Raw genomic sequence first — 17,428 nt, forward strand, 5'->3', positions numbered from 1 at the left:
AGGTAGATGACTTTGTCAGACGATATACGCGATTGGATCCGGGAGCACCGGGATCTGATTCTGTCCACCAATCGCAGATTGGTTTCCATACCCAGCGAGAACTTGTACCCGCGGGGAAACGAACTGCGGGTGCAACAAGAGGTCGACCGGTTATTGCGCGATATAGGGTTTGCGACGGATATGTTCCTTCCCACGGATGTTCCGGGCTTGCTGGATCATCCCGCCTTCCTCAACGACGGCAGGGTGTATGAGAACCGCCCGAACGTTGTCGGGGTCTGGAAGGGCACGGGGCATGGCCGGTCGCTAATCTTCTCGGGCCATATGGACACAGTGCCGAGGGGTGTCGATGCATGGACGCACGATCCGTTTGGCGGAGAAGTTATCGGCGACAAGCAATACGGCCTGGGCATCTTCGACATGAAAGGCGGCATGGTGGCTGCCATGATGGCTGCCCGGTGTGTGAGAGAACTCGGGTACAAATTGAGGGGTGACCTTCTGATTGAAACGGTGGTCGATGAGGAGTTCGGTGGCGCAAACGCGACGCTGGCGTGTCGCTTGCGCGGATATGAAGCGGACGCGGCCATCGTACCTGAACCGTCGAACCTTGCGATTTGCCCAGTGAATCAAGGCGGCGTCTATTACCGTGTCACGTTCAAGGGGAACCCGGGACGCTCGTTCAGTGGGGAAAACGTCGTGAACCCGGTCTTTGCCGCCGCACGCTTCCTGGAAATTGTGCGCCAGTACCATCACTGGAGAAACCAACGCGCCAATGTCCCGCCCATGTTCGCCTGGAACCCGGAACTGGTCACGTTGGTTCAGACCCTGCGGGCAGGCGATGTCCAGATGGAGTTGGCGGACCGTGTCCCGAGCACCTGCTCGTTTGACGTTTGGATTCAGTGTTTTCCGGGCACCACCGAACAACAGATCTATGAGGAATTCACGGGTTTCTATCAAAGATACGTGGAAGAAGATGAACTCCTTTCGCAGATACCACCGGTGGTGGAAAAGAAGATCCGATTCTTGCCAGGCACCGGGGTGCCTCTGGACCACCCGATCCTCGACACCCTCCAACGCGTTGGACAGGCGTCGAGAACGGGAGGGTTACCCGTTCACGGGGCAGTCTTCGCCTGCGACTCGTTCATGTTCAACCTGTACTCCAAAACGCCGGCCGTGATCCTGGGTCCGACCGGAGGGAATGCGCACGCGCCCGATGAGTATGTGAACATCGAGGACTTCATGACGCTCGTCGAGGTCTACGCACGTACTATCGTGGATTGGTGCGGAGGTTCGAAATGACCGCGTCCGCCGGGTCAAACGAATCACTGGCGAACATCGCATGACGAACTGACGGAGAACACCACGTCGGAAACATCGATTTGCAGAAGGAGAGATGAAAGGATGAAAGAGCAAATTTGCACCGACAAGGCTCCGCAGCCGGCAGGACCGTATTCGCAAGGTCTGCGTGTTGGAAATCGCATTTACGTCGCTGGGCAGGGGCCTATCAATCCACAGACTGGGCGGGTCGAAGCGACGGATATTGCAGGCCAGACACACCAGGTGCTGAAAAACATCCAGACAATTCTGCAAGAGGCGGGCGCTTCTTTAAAGGATGTGGTGAAGGCCACTGTGCACCTGAGTGATCTCAAGTATTTTGACGAGTTCAACAAAGTGTATATGCAATACTTTGAGCAGCCCTATCCCGTACGTACCACCGTAGGCAGTCAATTGAACGGCATTTTGGTTGAAATCGACGTGATCGCGGAAATTTGAGCGGGGGAGGCGAAGCCTGGTGAAGGCAGGATGTCAGCGGGTGGATATCACCCCGGCCGTTGGCACTCCGATTGGCGGTAACGTCAGAAGCGACAATCGTTCACGGTTTGTGCATGATCCATTATTCGCAAACATTCTCTATTTACGCCACGAAAACCAGGAACTACTGTTCATCAATTGCGACCTGCTTGCGCTGGAACGGGATTGGGTGCATCGGCTGAAGGAGCGGGTACTGGAGTTTACCGGCCTGCCTCCTGAGTGCCAGATTGTCACCGCCACACATACCCATTCTGGCCCTGACGTCGGCAGTTCCATGAAGGACGATTACGATCCGATGGTGGTGCGCTATCTGGAATCGTTTGTGGAAGATGTCGCCCGCGGCGCGTGTAAGGCGATGGAGGAGGCAGAGGACTCCACTCTATGGGTGGGGCGGAGTCAGGAGGACTCGATTGCATTCAATCGCAGAGTCTGGCTGCGCGATGGCTCCCTGCACATGAACTGGGAGGGGCTGGACCCGGAGCAGGTGACGCGAACTGCTGGACCGATTGACCCAGAGGTACTGGTCTGGCAGGTCCGGCATCGCGGTGGGCGGGTCCGATGCGTGCTCGTCAATTACACGCTGCATCCTGCGGTGCTCGTTGGCAAGGACTGGGCCTTTTCGAGGGACTATATTCACGATCTCAATGTTTATCTACAGCAGCAGTTGGGTTCTGACGTAGTGGTGCTGTTTGTCAACGGCGCGCTCGGGAACATTAACCATATCAATGTAAAAAATCCTAATCAGACGCGGGGATTTGAAGAAACAGAACGAATTGGTAGAATACTCGGCGAAGCGGTGATGAGGGCACTTGCCAACGCACGTGTCGAATACGAACCTGTATTGCACACACGGATGAAAGTCGTCAGCCTTCCGCGGCGGGTCATCTCCGATGAGGAACTCGCGTGGGCGCGTGACACTTGGGAGGCCTGTGGCGGGGTGATTCCATCACTGTTGGACGGGATCCCGGACGAGGCTTACGCGCGTGAACTGCTGGCGATGGCCAGCAAACACAAGGCGTACATCGCCACGGATCTGCAGGTGGTGCGCGTCGGAGATTCGCTGGTGTTCTGCCTGCCAGGTGAATTCTTCGTGGAGTTTGGACTGCATCTGAAACACCAGGTGCAGCGTCAGGGTCTGGCGAAACACACCTTCGTCTTTGGTTTGGCCAACGATTGTGTAGGATATGTCCCTACCCAAGAAGCGTTTGCACAAGGCGGGTACGAAGTACGCACGTGCCGGCACAGTCAATTGGCTCCGGAGGCGGGGGATATCGCCGTGCGCGCGCTGCTGAACATGGCTTCGTCTCTACGGTAGAAGTAATCATCCCATAGAGTTTCCTTTCGCTTCTCCCAGTGAGTCAGCGGGTTCGCGTAGGATATGTGGCTGGGGTATGGAACTTCCTTTACTCGAACATGACAGATCATAGGGAGAGATCTTGATGGAAGTTTTATATGCACATTTTCAATTTTTACAGGATCAGTTATACTCGCCGGTTCTGTGCGATATCCTCGACGATTTTGGATACCGCCACCAGGCAATGGCTCCGTCGATCCGTCCCCTCGATGATTCGCAAAAGGTAATGGGCAGGGCTTTTACAGTCCTAGTGACGGACGTGTTCGAGATTCCCGATCATCCATACGCTAAAGAGATCGAGGCGGTGGATAGGCTGACTCCCGGTGACGTGATGGTCGTGGCCGGGGGGCGTCGGAGCGAAGTGCCTTGTGGGGAGAGTTGCTCAGCACCGCGGCAGTGTCGAGAGGGGCGCGAGGTACGATTCTCTAGGGATATTGCAGGGACACCATGAAGATTCGACAGATGCAGTATCCCGTTTTCTGTAAGGGAAATCTTCCGTATGATTCCAAAGGTAGAAACGAGGTGGTGGCGTACCAGTGTTCGATTGAGTGTGGTGGCGTGGAGGTTCATCCGGGGGATCTGGTGTTTGCGGATGTGGACGGCGTGGTGGTCATCCCGCAGGCCATTGCAGACAAAGTCATCGAGCGTGCTTTACAGAAGGTGCAATCGGAAAACCAGGTGAGAGCCGCCATTTTGTCCGGGATGAGCCTGGCTGAGGCGTTTCAAAAGTACAACGTTCTGTGATCAAAGGATAAGGAGACATTCATGATGGCCAAGCGCCACTTCTCACTGCAGGAATACTTCATTCGCCGTGGCCTAATGGTCAAACCGAAACTGCACTTCGATGACGACCTGGGCCAGGACGTACTGCAGTGGCAGACCGTCCTGAGAGCAAAGCTGATGGAGCTGATGGAACCGTTTCCTCAAGAAGTAGAGCTACATCCGGAAACGGTATGGCAAGTTGAAAAAGATGGGTTGTACAAAGAAAAGGTCATTTTCGATGTAGAAGAACTGGCGTCTGTCCCTGCGTTGGTGATCAAGCGCACGGATCTGCCTAAGGACGCTCGCCATCCTGCGGTGCTGTGTCTGCACGGACACGGACCTGAGGGAGACTGGCATGCCTACGGAAAGGACCTTGTGACAGGTGTGGCCACCGACACAGTTCGGAAACACGCCATCCAACGGTACAACTATGATTACGCTGTTCAACTCGCCCGGGCGGGCTTCATCACTGTCACCCTAGACTTTCGAAACTTCGGTGAACGGTCTGACGGTAACCTCTATCCTGGGCGGGACAGTTGTAATGTCCATTTCATCCGCGGCCTCCTGATGGGCGTCAAACTGATTACACTCCACGTATGGGACGTGATGAAGACCGTGGATTACCTGGTCACCCGTCCGGATGTGGATCCGGATGCCATCGGGTGTGTCGGATTGTCGTTCGGCGGCACGATGGCCTTGCACGTCGCCGCGTTGGACACAAGGATTAAGGCTGCCTCAGTCTCGTGTGCATTGACGACATACATGGAATACGCAATCAAGTTAGGTAACTTCTGCGGATCTCAGTTCGTCCCGGGTATTTATGAGTACGCCGATTTGTCCGACCTAGCCGGATTGATTGCGCCGCGCCCGCTGCTTGTCGAAAACGGGGTGCACGATCCAGGGTTTCCAATTGAGGCTTCGCTCGCCGCGCAGAAACACCTACGATCCATCTATCGGGCTGCCGGTGCTTCGGAGCGGCTGTTCACTCATGTGTTCGATGGAGCACACAGGTTTTCTGGCGATCACACCGTTTCGTTTCTCAACAATTGGCTACGCGGGCGCTTCTGCGATGAGCACGCCCTGTTCTAAGGGGGCGAATATTGCCGAAGTCAGGATATCAGGTGAGCATATGAGGCAGAATCGATTGCAACGTACGACGGGTTGCCGCATTGAAGACGGCTGGACCTTTCAGGGCATGAACGTGCTTGTCCTACAAAATGAGAAACTGCGGGTCTCCTTGCTTTTGGACAAGGGTGCGGAAATCTTCGAGCTGGTGTACAAACCGCTCGACCTCGATTTTATGTACAGAAGTTCACGGGGCATCCGACGCCAGGGGACGGTGTCTGGATTCCCCTCCACCAATAATACACGATTTCTGGACCAATACTCCGGTGGCTGGCAGGAGGTGTTTCCCGCCGGGAGCGGCGGCTGCGAGTATCGGGGCGCCCTGTTTGGCATGCACGGAGAAGTAGCGCTGTTGCCATGGGACTACGAAATCATCGAGGATCGCAAAGAGAGGATCACGGTCCGCTTATCTGTACGAACCCTGCGCAGTCCATATCTATTGACCAAGGACATCACATTGGTGGAAGGAATATCGGCTTTGGAGGTGAAAGAGGCGGTACGCAACGAAGGACGGGTGCCGCTGCACTTTATGTGGGGACACCATCCGGCGTTCGGACCGCCCTTCATTGGACCGGCAACCCGTTTAGATTTGCCTAGCTGCAAGATCGTGTCGCATCCAGAGCTTTATTCTGTGAACAGCCGATTTTCTCCTCAAGGCGCACTGGCCGTGTGGCCGTTGATTCGTGATAGATGGGGAAATGTCGTGGATCTGAGGGTTTTGCGGGAGTACTCGTGTCAATCCGCCGATATGTTGTACGCGACGGAGATGGAGGATGGGTGGTTTATGCTGACCAACACCCAAATCGGGGTGGGCATTCGCTTCGAATGGGACATCCAGACATTTCCGTATCTTTGGATCTGGAATGAGGCGGGCGGCACGGAGGATTATCCATGGTATGGAAATGCACGGGTTCTTGCATTGGAGCCCTTCACCAGTCTGCCGGGCACGGGACAAGCTGGCCTCCTGGAAGCTATCGAAAATGGCACTGCTGCCATGATTGAACCTGGGCAGACGATATACACTTCGTTCACGGTTACGGTGTACGAGACACATACAGGGAATGAGACTCGTGCCGAAATGAACATTTAAGGAGGCTCGCGATGTGCCAAGGTATGGGGCTCTTAGACCATCCGACCTCAAGAGCGAGAACAAGGCCGCCTTACTGCGGCACGTGTATCGCAATGGTGTGAGTTCGAAACCGGATATTTCGAAATCCCTAGGCATCAGTAAACCAACGGTCTCGGCATTGGTGGATGAACTGGTGGAGGAAGGATACTTGACGGCTGTCGGCATGGGTACTTCCACGAGTCAAGGGGGGAAAAGACCCGTCCTGTACAGTTTCAACGCCAGGGCTGGAAGTGTAATCGGGATCTACATTGGTATAGACGTACTCGAGGGGGCTTTGGTCGACCTCCAAATGACCGTGTTGTCGAAAACAAAGCTTCGCTTCGATCAGCGGAATGTTCCGCAGACGCTCGAACTCGTCTGTGCGATCGTCAGGTCCATGTTGGATCAGGCGGAGCAGATGGGTGTTTCTGTCATCGGGATTGGTGTCAGCGCACCGGGAGTGATCGAAAATCGACGAGGTGTCCTGGTTAACGCTACCCATCTGGAAGGATGGAGTGAAGTTCCCATCGGTCCCTATCTACAATCTCGGTTTCAACTGCCGGTGATGGTGGACAATGAATCGAGAAACATTGCAATGGCGGAAAAATGGTTTGGACTTGGGCGCGATCTGGACACGTTCATCACCCTCCAAACGAAGGGAGGCTTGGGCACAGGAATCATCCTCAATCGTACGATCTATCGCGGCATTGACAACAGCGGCGGGGAATTCGGGCATACCACGGTCGAGTTGAATGGACCGAAGTGCCGTTGTGGAAATCACGGTTGTTGGGAACTGTATGCCACAGAAAGCTCCTTTCTCAAGTGGTTCAATCAAGAGGCAGAAGCGCACCGTCCACCATGGTTTAACAGGAACTCTCACCTGTCGGAGCCGGGTCAGTTAGATATGGAGACGGTTGGAGCCCTGTATGCCATGCAGGATGAATTTACGCTGCCTCGTGTCAAAAGGTACGCGTACTATCTTGGAATAGGTATCGTCAACCTAGTCAATGTGTTTAATCCCGAGGCAATTTTGTTACATGGGAACGTGACGGTGCTCGGCGAATCGTTCCTGTCAGAAGTGGAATCCGTGGTGAGGTCCAGAGCGTTGCATTTGCCTGCCAAACGGGTGCAACTCAAGTATTCGAAGTTTGGCGAGGACATGTCCATTATCGGGGCAGCCACGCCGGTGATCGCGGAGGCCATTGACGGAGAGTTGCTGTTCTTCAATTCTTCAGCCAACTAAGATATACCCTTGCGTGTCGCGGTTCGAGCTGCGACCGCAAATCCGGAGGGATAATGTATGAACATCCGCTGCTTTCACACGTCAGAGGAATTGGGAAAGGCGGCGGCTGCCCATTGTGCCCAGATTCTGAATGCTGCCATTCAGTCCCGCGGGGAGGCGAGGCTGGTCCTGTCCACCGGGAACTCCCAGATCGATACCCTGCGGTTTCTCGTGCGTCAGAACGTGGATTGGAGCAAAGTGGTGATGTTTCATCTGGATGAATATGTGGGATTGCCGATGGATCATCCGGCCAGTTTCCGCAGGTATCTCAAAGAAAAATTCATCGACCAGGTTCCTCTGCGGCGGGCGGTGTTCGTGTCTCCGGAAGGAGATTTGCAGCAGCACATAGCGGAGTTGACCGTTGAAATTCGCAAGGCGCCGATTGACCTCGCACTGGTCGGCATCGGGGAGAACGCGCATATTGCGTTTAACGATCCGCCAGCCGACTTCGAGACGCGGGAGGCGTTTATCGTCGTGAATCTCGACCGGCGCTGCAAGGAACAACAGGTGCGGGAAGGGTGGTTCTCGGCCGTGGAAGATGTCCCGGCGCAGGCGGTGAGCATGACAGTGCATCAGATCTTGAGAAGCGAGGCGATTATCTCCTGTGTCCCTTATCGGGTGAAAGCTCAGGCAGTAGCGCAGACCCTGAACTCGCCTGTCAGCAATTACATCCCCGCGACCGCATTAAAAACACACCCTAACGTCACTTTGTACCTTGACGATGATTCGGCTTCGCTTGTCAATTTCGAAACACTGGCGTCTTTCGAACACGTACACTCAGTGGAGAGGTTGTGATGACCAGATGCAGCAGAGCACCAATGCAGCGTTCTTGAATGACGTCACTGAGTCTTGAAGGAGGACACCGGGTGCGTATCGTACACGTACAGGCACGCCAAGTATTGGACTCGCGCGGGACGCCGACGGTGGAAGCGGGGGTGACCTTGGAGGACGGAACCACGGGGCACGCCATCGTGCCGTCGGGTGCTTCCACGGGCCGTCATGAGGCACTCGAACTGCGGGACGGGGACCCGCGGGTATACGGCGGAAAAGGTGTGGGGCGGGCGATCGCGCATGTGAACGGCGAGATCGCCCGGGCGTTGGCCGGGATGCAGGCGGACGACCAGGCGGAGGTGGACAGGCGTCTGCTCGAATTGGACGGAACACCGGACAAGCGGCGCCTGGGGGCCAACGCGACGCTCGGGGTTTCGATGGCCGTGTGTGTCGCGGCGGCGAAGGCCCGGAGGTTGCGCTTGTATGCCTACATCGCTGAGATGTTCGGGACGCATCCCGAGCGGGTCCGCCTGCCACTGCCCATGGTGAATATCCTCAGCGGCGGCCTGCACGCGGGCGGGCAACTGGATATCCAGGACATCCTGTTCGTCCCCGTCGGCGCTGAGACCTACTCCCGCGCCATGCAACAGGTGTACGACGTCTACCATGCCGCCAAGCAAATCTTGCAGGCAGCGGGGTACGACGTCCGGCTCGTCGCCGACGAAGGAGGTTTGGGGCCGGCCCTGTCTTCCAACGAAGAGGGACTCGGGATCCTGATCCAGGCCATGGAACGGGCAGGGCTGAAGCCAGGGGTGGACGGCGCGATCGCGGTCGATGTCGCCTCCTCTCACTTTTACGAGGACGGGGTGTATCGGCTCCGGCGGGATCGAACGACTCGCTCCTCTGAAGAGATGGTCGCCTTGTTGGCGGCGTGGACCGAGCGGTTCCCCATCGTCTCTCTGGAGGACGGGCTCGCTGAGGACGACTGGGAGGGTTGGCGGCAGCTGACGGCTCGTGTGGGCGCGCGGGTGCAGCTTGTGGGAGACGACTTGTTCGCGACGTCCGTCACGCGGTTGAAGCAGGGAATGGAACAGGGTGCGGCCAACGCCATTCTCATCAAGTTGAACCAGGCGGGGACGGTCACCGAGACGCTGGAAGCCATCCGGATGGCGCAGGCCCATGGATTCAGGACGGTGGTCTCGGCGCGATCCGGGGAGACCGAGGACACTTTCATGGCCGACCTTGCGGTGGGCACGGGGGCTGGTCAGATCAAGGTGGGGTCCATCACCCGGTCGGAGCGGCTGGCGAAATATAACCGGTTGTTTCGGATTGAGGAGTGGCTGGGTCACCCGCCGATGGCGTCTCCTTTTCGTCCGCGTTAAGGGGGGTCTTCTCCGCGGATCGGTGCGGACGGCTCGGGCGTGTGAAGCGCCGGACACGTGTCCACGGCGAGGGGGCAACCCGTAAGATCATGGATAGCCGCAGGGCCAACGCCGTTGGGGCGCTCGCAAACTCTTTGCACCCGCCGCCATCCTCTCCCATGGCTCGCTTCGGAGCGTTATCCTGGAGATCGGCGAGTCCATAGGCGGGAGGGAGCTCGTATTGGCCTGGATCGGTTGGCTGTTGGCCGTCGTGTGGTCCATCTTGGCGGCGGTCACGCTGCCGGATTTACTCCGCGTCCCGCGCCTGTCGCGCGTGGGCGAAGCGGTCGGGTCGAGCTGGAATGAGCATTCCAGGCGGGGGTTTGATCGGCGCGGGCAGTCCACGACAGCGCCCGGCCGGGTGTCCGTGGTGATCGCCGCGCGGGACGAGGGCAGGGCGCTGGCGGACACGCTCGCGGCTCTGACGGCGCAGACGGTGGCGGATCTGGAGATCATCGTGGTGGACGACCGGTCGCAGGACGACACCTGGACCGTCATCTCCCGATTTGCGGCAGCCGATCCGCGCGTTCGCGGAATTCGGGTGACCGACTTGCCGGAGGGATGGCTCGGCAAGAACCACGCCCTGTACCAGGGAGCCATGTCGGCGACGGGGGCGTGGCTGGTGTTCATGGACGCGGATGTTCGCCTGCATCCGCATACCTTGGAGGAGGCCGCCGCGTTCGCGCACCAGCGGGGATTTCAGCATGTCACGGCGGTACCCAGGCTCAAGGCGGAATCGACACCGCTCGCAGCGTTGATGCTGGTGTTCGCTCTCAACCTGGTGATGTTCCTGCGGCCCCAGAGCGCGTGCCGGGGGCGGTGGGGTGTGGCTGGAATCGGGGCGTTTCAGTGGGTGGATCGATCCCGCTACCTCGCGTCCGGCGGCCACGCGGCCATCCGCATGCGGCCGGACGACGACGCCGCGCTGGGGCGGCTGCTCAAGCGGTCCGGATGCCGGCAGTGCCTGGTGCGGGCCGCGGATCGCATGTCCTTGGCTTGGTACGAGCGGACCTGGGACATGATTCAGGGCCTGGAAAAGAGTCCGCTCGCCGCTTTCGGGTACCGGCCGTGGGCGCTGGCGGCGGTGATCCCGTTGCTGTTGGCGCTGTACGAGGGGCCAGTGATCGGCGCTGTCACCGGGGGCCGCGCCGCGTGGGGATACCTGTTCGCGTGGGCGGTCGTGACCGGATTGTGCGCAGTGGTCGCATGCGGGCTGTTCGCAGGCTCGGCGGAGGAGACGCCCTCAGGCGCGGCGGGAGAGACGCCCGCCGATGGAGAGGCATTGCACAGGCGGACGCGGCTGCGCGTGGCTGCCGCGATGCTATTGTGGCCGGTGGGCGCGGCGCTGTTGGCGTTCGCCTACCTCAGGGCCGCCTGGCGGGTGTGGCGACGCGGGGGCCTGATGTGGCGGGGGACGGTCTATCCGCTGGAGGTCCTGCGCAGGGAGGGACGCTGGCACGCCGGAGAGCGGGGGCCGCGGACGTGACTCCCGAGGCGCGGGCCTCCCGACCTGCGTCATAGGGCTCGGCCCACTCGGGCCGCGCGGTCGGGTCAGGCGCGCATTACGACAGGAATGGCCACAGACCGGCTGCGATCACGCTGTGTCCGCGATCATTCGGATGCACCGGCACATCGGGCGACCGCAGGACGTCCTCCAGGCGTCCTGTCCGGTAACCGTGGATGAGTTCCGCCTCGCGACCGGCGAACCAGGTGTCGGCGGGAGCCACGGAGACCCCCAATCGTCTGGCGACGTCGCGCGTGGCGTCGTTCAGCGCGGCCATGGCCTGGACAGCCAGGGGGCTGTTGGGGAAGGGGTTGTACTGTGTGCACACCACCAGACGGGCCCGGGTGATGGAGCCGAGGAACCGGAGAAGGCGGTTGAGATGGGCCTGATGGCTGCGGATGGCCGCCGTCACCACGGCGGCCACGTCCCCGCGCGGGCCTTCGAGCAACCGGAGGCCAGCCTGGGACAGATTGTCGCCTCCGATCCAGACGCTGACGGCGGTCGCCTGGGTAAGGGGACCGATGTCATTTTCGCGGACGGCCATGTCGAGCGCTTCGGTGGTCCACCACGGATGGGCGAGGACGTGCAGACAGGCGCCGCCAGGGACGGAGCGTGCGGCGCTGCGGCGGAGGATCTGTGCCGGATACGCCCGCCACGGCGCGCTCGCCCCGGAACCGGCGGTGATGGAGTCGCCGAGGGCGGTGTACCACATGTACGTCACCTGCCAGGATGAATCTGAGATCACGACCTGCGGGCAGGTCGACCGCCACCTGCCGCATGTGGAATCACATGGTATCTCTTTATGTGCGCCACGGTGGCGGGGACACGGTTCATACCCAGCATGGACGGGATCTGGGCAAGTCCCGGCCCCCAACCGCTCTGCGTCCATGTCCCTGAGGCGGCAGCAACGTCAGGTCGACGCACCGGTGCCGCCGGGGTCCTGCGGCCGGGGTCCTGCGTTTCGATGGCCTCGCCGCCGCGGAGCTCCTGCACCACGCGCAGTCCTGGAGGATGCGGGGGCGCCGGTGTCGAAGTGGGATGCGGGAACCGACACCGATGAGAATGAGGAGGAGACAGACATGCCAGAACCAGAGCGGCCGGCGGTGGTCGAGGACTACCACGGCACCGCGGTGGCGGACCCGTTTCGTTGGTTGGAGGACCTGACGAGTCCCGCCGTGCAGGCGTTCATCGCCGAGCAGAACGAGCAGACACGGGCGTACCTGGACGAGACCGGGCTGCGGCCCGCGGTTCGGGCGCGCCTCGGCGAACTGTGGAACTTCCCCCGGTACTTCGCGCCGAAACGAAAGGCCGGGCGCATGTTTTACCTGGAGCACGACGGAGTGCAGAACCAATCCGTGTACTGGGTGCAGGAGGCGGACGGGACGGCGAGGGTGTTAATCGATCCGAACCCCCTCAGTCCGGACGGAACGGTCGCCTTGATGACCACCGCCGTCAGCCCGGACGGGGCGCGGGTGGCCTACACCTTGTCGGAGAGCGGCAGCGACTGGCAGACCATCCGGGTGCGCCGCGTCGCCGATGGGGTGGACGATCCCGATGAGGTCCAGTGGTGCAAATTCACGAACATCGCATGGCATCCGGATGGCAGCGGCTTTTACTACACCCGGTTCCCGGAGCCGGGGACGGTGGCGCCGGAGGAGGAAAGCCGCCATGCGCGCGTGTGCTTCCACCGGCTAGGCACCCCCCAATCGGACGATCCGGTGGTGTACCAGCCGCCTGACCCGGAGCTGGTCCCGCATGTGTCCATCACCGAGGACGGCCGGTACCTGTACCTGTCGCTGACGCGCGGCACGGATAAGCGCAATGGGGTTTTGTTGCGGCCCCTGGCCGACGACGGACAGGCGCCGCCGGCCGATGCGGCGGAGGCCGCCGGACCTGCGGCAGGCCCTGGGGTCGTCCGGGACCAAGGATTCACCGTGTGGTTCCCGCCCGAGCAGGCCGCGTACGACCTGTTGGGCAACGCGGGCAGCGTCTTTTACTTCATCACCACCGAGGATGCGCCGAAGGGACGCGTGATCGCCCTCGACGTATCGACCCACGGGCAGCCGCCGCGGGAGGTGGTCCCCGAGGGGGAGGATGCGCTGTCGTTTGGACGTATGGTGAACGGAGCGCTGGCACTGGTGTACCTGCACAACGCACACCACCGTCTGGCGCTGTTCAGCTTGGATGGGCAGCTGCTCGATGAACCGGCGCTGCCGGCCATCGGATCGATCCCGGCGATCACCGGCGGCCCCGCCGACGGCGAGATGTTCATCGAGTTCACGTCATATCTGCATCCGCCCCAGGTGTGGCGGTACGATTTTGCGTCGCGGCGCCTCGTTCCCTACCGGGTGCCGGAGATCCCGTTCGATCCGGCGGCGTACGAGACCGAACAGGTGTGGTTCCAATCGTCGGATGGCACCTCGGTGCCGATGTTCCTCACGCACCGGCGCGGGCTCGCCCGGGACGGACAGCGGCCGGTGCTGATGTACGGGTACGGCGGTTTCAATCTCGCGCAGACGCCTCAGTTCTATCCCGCGCACCTGATGCTCCTGGAGCGGGGCGGGGTGTTCGCCGTGGTGTCCCTGCGCGGGGGCAGTGAATTCGGCGAGGCGTGGCACCAGGCGGGGATGCTCGATCGCAAACAGAATGTGTTTGACGATTTTCACGCCGCCGGGCGCTGGCTGATCGATTCCGGATACACGAATCCAAAACGGCTGGCCATCATGGGCCGCAGCAACGGAGGCCTGCTGGTGGCGGCCACCATGCTGCAGCGGCCGGAGCAGTACGGGGCGGTGGTGTGTCAGGTGCCGGTCATCGACATGCTGCGCTATCACCGATTCACCGTCGGACGGTTCTGGGTGCCGGAGTACGGCAATGCCGAGGAAAACCCGGATCACTTCCGGTTCCTGTACGCCTATTCACCGCTGCACAACGTGCGCTATGGCCGCGTCTACCCACCCATTCTCATCACCACGGGCGACAGGGATGACCGCGTCGCTCCGCTGCACGCCTACAAATTCGCGGCCACCCTGCAGGCGGCTTCGCCAGGGGTGAACCCCGTCTTGCTGCGGGTGGATGAACGTGCGGGCCACGGTCTCGGGAAGCCGACGGCGAAGCTGCTCGACGAGTGGGCGGACATGTATACATTTTTGTTCCACACTTTGGCGATCCCAATGGAGGAAGGTCACCTCGTGTGATCCGCCGCCGGGCGGCGCGCGGGGTGAAGGCGGGCGTGGAAGGAGGGATTGCGTTGTTTGAACGCACGACCCGGGGTTGGGGCGACCGCCTGCCGCCGGGGCAGATCTTGACGGAAAAGTGGCCGGTGCTGCATGCAGGTACGGTGCCGCGCGTGGACCTCGATACCTGGGATTTCCGCATCTTTGGCCTGGTCGAGGCGGAGCGGGTGCTGACCTGGCCCGAGTTCCTCGCGCTGCCCAAGTACGCGTACACCAGTGACATCCATTGCGTCACCACCTGGTCGAGATTTGACAACCACTGGGAGGGCGTGTCCTTCCGCGACGTGATGAACCTGGTCCGGGTGCGCCCGGAGGCCAAGTACGTGTTGGTGCACGCGGAGCAAGGGTACACCACGAACCTGCCTCTGGAGGACCTGCTGCAGGATGGGGTCCTGTTCGCCTACCGGCACGACGGTCGGGACCTCACCCCGGAGCACGGTTGGCCGCTGCGCCTGGTGGTGCCGCACTTGTACTTTTGGAAGAGCGCCAAGTGGGTGCGGGGGATTGAGTTTTTGGCTGAGGACCGGCCCGGGTTCTGGGAGCAGTACGGGTACCACCTGTACGGCGACCCGTGGCAGGAACAGCGCTACCGGGACGATCCGGAGTGGCTCGGCACGGGCCGGACGACGGACGACTACTACCGTACCATCAGGTCGCGCGTCCGGCGCGCGATGCGGGAACGGGATACGACCACAGATCGCTAGCCAAGAGCGTGTTCGGGAAGATGGCGCGCGCCTCCGCGAGGAGGCGGTCGGCGCCATCGCTGCTGTAACGGGCGCTGATGTGGGTGAGAATGAGCACCGTTGCGCCCGCAGCGTGCGCGGTACGAGCGGCGTCGGCCGCCGTGCTGTGCCCGTAGGCGGGCGCTAGCTCTGAACGATCGTTCGCGAAGGTGGCCTCGTGCACCAATACGTCTACGCCGGATGCCAGTTCCACTGCCGCAGGGCAGGGCCGGGTGTCGCCGAGGACGGCGAGGACGCGCCCAGGGACGGGCGGGGCGAGGGCTTCGTCCGGGTGAAGGATGCCGCCGCCGGGCAGCGGGATCGACTGACCCCGTTTGAGCCGGCCATACAGGGGACCGGGCGGCACTCCGAGGGCGGCCAGACGGCTGGTCAAGAGCCGTCCAGCTCTATCGCGTTCCACCACCCGGTACCCGAGCGTCGGGATGGTGTGCTCCAACCAGGAGGCGTGCACCTGAAACCGCTCGTCTGCATGAACGATGCCGGGAGATTCAATCTCCACAATCTCGAGCGGATAGGTGAGATGGGTCTGGCTGACCTCGAGGCTCGTCTCCAGGTAGCGGCGGGTACCCGGCGGGCCGTATACCGTTAGCGGCGTGTCGGCGGCCTGAAAGGAGCGGGAGCCGAGCAGGCCGGGCAGCCCAAACAGGTGGTCGCCGTGCAGGTGGGTGAGGAACACCCGCTCTACCTGACGTGCGCGCACCCGCGGGCCGGCCGAGGCCGCGGCGCGCAGGAGTTGGTGCTGCGTGCCCTCGCCGCAATCGAACAACCAGGCGGCCGTGTGTTCGGGCCACAGGGTGAGGGCGATGGCGGTGACGTTGCGCGACGTCGTCGGGACGCCGGCGCCGGTGCCGAGGAAGACCAGTTCCACGGAGACTCCCTCCCGAAACAGGGTGTCGGGGCGGCGGGGTCAGCAGCAGTAGTGCCGGCGGCTCTTGCGCTGGCGCTCAGTGGCATCGGGGAAGTCGTCCGGGTCGTCCTCGTCGGGCGCCATCATGGGCCGGCCCCGCTCCGGGTTCACAGTGCCGGCGGCCCCTTTGACGTCCGGTGAGCCGGGGACGCGATGGACGTTCTCGAATGTCCCGAACACAATCGGCTTGCCGTCCTCCACCATCTGCCGGCCCTTGGCGAACACATGCTGGATCTCGAATCGGTCGTTGGTCAGGATCAGGTCGGCCGCCAAGCCTTGACGAATCCGTCCCTTGCGGCCCAATTTGAGCACCCGCGCGACATTGCGGGTGACCATGCTGACCGCGACGTCGACCGGGACCTCCTCCTGCACGATGGCGTCCCGGGTCTCCTCCCAGAGGGTCGCGATGGACCCGATGCCCATGGCCACCAGCTTCCCGCGTTCGTCGAAGATGGGGGAGCTGCCGTTGCTGTCGGAGCTCATGGTGATAAGGCGGGGATGGACCCCCGCGTTCAGAAGCCGTCGGATGGCCTGGGACGGCTTGACAGAGACGTGATCGTGCGCGTCTGGGCGGATGCCGGAGGTGACGTCGACAAACCCGCCCTCCTTGCCGTAGCGGATGGCGTCCTGCAGGAGATCCGGGTTGCGGTTCAGGTGGGTGGGCGTGAATATCTCCCGCGGCAGTTCCGTGCGCTGCAACAGCTCGAACAGGACGGACAGGCCGGCGTCGTCGTCGCCCACGTGCAGGTGCAATACGCCCGCCTTGCCGGCCAACAGGCCCCCCACGCGCGCCTCACTGGCCAGTTCGGCCAACTCGTGCTCACTGGGATGGCTGGAGCGGCTGTCCGATATGGCGATTTCGCCCACGCCGATGACTTTGTCAATCATCACGATGTCCCCGCGTGGTGTGCCGGTGATGGTGCGCGTCGGGACCTGGTAGGCGCCGCAGTAGATGTAGGTCGTCACCCCTTCGAACGCCAGCGCATTGGCCTTCGCGAGCAGTTCCCGGGTGTGGCGGGTGACCCCGTCCGTGCCGAGCACGCCGACGAGCGTCGTGACCCCGGCGGTGGTGACGTGGCTCAGGGAGATCTCGGGCGTGCGGTAGTGGAATCCCCCTTCGCCTCCACCGCCCGCCATATGGACGTGTTGATCAATCAGCCCGGGGAACATCATCAGGCCGCGCGCGTCCACCTCACGCAACAGGGGCACGCTGCCGTGGAAGGACAGGTCCTCCCCAATGGCGAGGATCTGGTCGTGGCACAGGAGAACGTCCTTCTCGCCGAGCGGCTCGGGTGCATACACACGGGCCCTTTTGATCAGGGTGAGCGGTGCCTCCATTCGCCTGCCTCCTTCGACATCCGGCGCGCCTGACTAGGCGCCGGCGTGTCCGGCGGCAGGAAACGCTG

General features: G+C 61.5%; 15 protein-coding genes and 1 pseudogene. 13 read left to right on the forward strand and 3 right to left on the reverse strand.

The window, feature by feature from the left end; all coding sequences use genetic code 11:
* Window positions 1-6: 6 nt before the first annotated feature.
* The 11 genes and pseudogenes from N687_RS0117735 to N687_RS0117780 all read left to right on the forward strand — a co-directional run bounded on the left by N687_RS0117735 (window position 7) and on the right by N687_RS0117780 (window position 11,118).
* Window positions 7-1,296, forward strand: a complete 1,290-nt coding sequence (locus N687_RS0117735; RefSeq protein ID WP_029423137.1) for a M20/M25/M40 family metallo-hydrolase — start codon at window positions 7-9, stop codon at window positions 1,294-1,296.
* A gap of 102 nt (window positions 1,297-1,398) precedes the next feature.
* The gene (locus tag N687_RS0117740; protein ID WP_029423138.1) at window positions 1,399-1,770 is read left to right on the forward strand and encodes a RidA family protein; all 372 of its coding nucleotides are present in this window, start codon (window positions 1,399-1,401) and stop codon (window positions 1,768-1,770) included.
* A gap of 40 nt (window positions 1,771-1,810) precedes the next feature.
* On the forward strand, window positions 1,811-3,124 hold the full coding sequence (locus N687_RS0117745) for a hypothetical protein (RefSeq protein WP_029423139.1): 1,314 nt from the start codon (window positions 1,811-1,813) through the stop codon (window positions 3,122-3,124).
* A 124-nt stretch (window positions 3,125-3,248) separates the two neighbouring features.
* Window positions 3,249-3,614 carry a hypothetical protein gene (locus N687_RS25610; protein ID WP_051663422.1) on the forward strand — a complete coding sequence of 122 codons (366 nt, stop codon included), beginning with the start codon at window positions 3,249-3,251 and terminating at the stop codon, window positions 3,612-3,614.
* Window positions 3,605-3,907, forward strand: a pseudogene (locus tag N687_RS25210) (RraA family protein); the annotation flags it as partial. The gene N687_RS25610 and the pseudogene N687_RS25210, both read left to right, overlap by 10 nt.
* Window positions 3,908-3,931: 24 nt before the next feature.
* Window positions 3,932-5,014 carry an alpha/beta hydrolase family protein gene (locus tag N687_RS0117755; RefSeq protein ID WP_035462483.1) on the forward strand — a complete coding sequence of 361 codons (1,083 nt, stop codon included), beginning with the start codon at window positions 3,932-3,934 and terminating at the stop codon, window positions 5,012-5,014.
* Window positions 5,015-5,069: 55 nt separating this feature from the next.
* Entirely contained in the window at window positions 5,070-6,140 is a 1,071-nt protein-coding gene (locus N687_RS0117760; RefSeq protein ID WP_051663424.1) for a DUF4432 family protein, read from the forward strand.
* A gap of 13 nt (window positions 6,141-6,153) precedes the next feature.
* The gene (locus N687_RS0117765; RefSeq protein WP_029423142.1) at window positions 6,154-7,401 is read left to right on the forward strand and encodes an ROK family transcriptional regulator; all 1,248 of its coding nucleotides are present in this window, start codon (window positions 6,154-6,156) and stop codon (window positions 7,399-7,401) included.
* Between the two features lie 90 nt (window positions 7,402-7,491).
* Window positions 7,492-8,235 carry a glucosamine-6-phosphate deaminase gene (locus N687_RS0117770; RefSeq protein WP_197029322.1) on the forward strand — a complete coding sequence of 248 codons (744 nt, stop codon included), beginning with the start codon at window positions 7,492-7,494 and terminating at the stop codon, window positions 8,233-8,235.
* A 71-nt stretch (window positions 8,236-8,306) separates the two neighbouring features.
* Window positions 8,307-9,593, forward strand: a complete 1,287-nt coding sequence (gene eno / locus N687_RS0117775; protein ID WP_029423144.1) for a phosphopyruvate hydratase — start codon at window positions 8,307-8,309, stop codon at window positions 9,591-9,593.
* Between the two features lie 220 nt (window positions 9,594-9,813).
* Entirely contained in the window at window positions 9,814-11,118 is a 1,305-nt protein-coding gene (locus tag N687_RS0117780; RefSeq protein WP_051663427.1) for a glycosyltransferase family 2 protein, read from the forward strand.
* A gap of 76 nt (window positions 11,119-11,194) precedes the next feature.
* Here N687_RS0117780 and N687_RS0117785 read toward each other — a convergent pair whose 3' ends face one another.
* The gene (locus tag N687_RS0117785) at window positions 11,195-11,848 is read right to left on the reverse strand and encodes an SGNH/GDSL hydrolase family protein (protein ID WP_029423146.1); all 654 of its coding nucleotides are present in this window, start codon (window positions 11,846-11,848) and stop codon (window positions 11,195-11,197) included.
* 367 nt (window positions 11,849-12,215) lie between these two features.
* Here N687_RS0117785 and N687_RS0117790 point away from each other — a divergent pair, with 367 nt between their 5' ends.
* Together N687_RS0117790 and N687_RS0117795 are read left to right on the forward strand one after the other, a co-directional pair.
* Window positions 12,216-14,333, forward strand: a complete 2,118-nt coding sequence (locus N687_RS0117790) for a prolyl oligopeptidase family serine peptidase (protein ID WP_029423147.1) — start codon at window positions 12,216-12,218, stop codon at window positions 14,331-14,333.
* Window positions 14,334-14,386: 53 nt separating this feature from the next.
* Window positions 14,387-15,076, forward strand: coding sequence for a sulfite oxidase-like oxidoreductase (locus N687_RS0117795; protein ID WP_035463372.1), 690 nt, complete (start codon window positions 14,387-14,389; stop codon window positions 15,074-15,076).
* Here N687_RS0117795 and rnz read toward each other — a convergent pair.
* On the reverse strand, window positions 15,021-15,983 hold the full coding sequence (gene rnz / locus N687_RS0117800; protein ID WP_029423149.1) for a ribonuclease Z: 963 nt from the start codon (window positions 15,981-15,983) through the stop codon (window positions 15,021-15,023). The genes N687_RS0117795 and rnz overlap by 56 nt on opposite strands.
* A 39-nt stretch (window positions 15,984-16,022) precedes the next feature.
* The gene (gene iadA, locus N687_RS0117805; RefSeq protein WP_029423150.1) at window positions 16,023-17,360 is read right to left on the reverse strand and encodes a beta-aspartyl-peptidase; all 1,338 of its coding nucleotides are present in this window, start codon (window positions 17,358-17,360) and stop codon (window positions 16,023-16,025) included.
* Window positions 17,361-17,428 lie beyond the last annotated feature (68 nt).

This window comes from Alicyclobacillus macrosporangiidus CPP55 (assembly GCF_000702485.1).
GTDB classification, from domain to species: domain Bacteria; phylum Bacillota; class Bacilli; order Alicyclobacillales; family Alicyclobacillaceae; genus Alicyclobacillus_H; species Alicyclobacillus_H macrosporangiidus_B.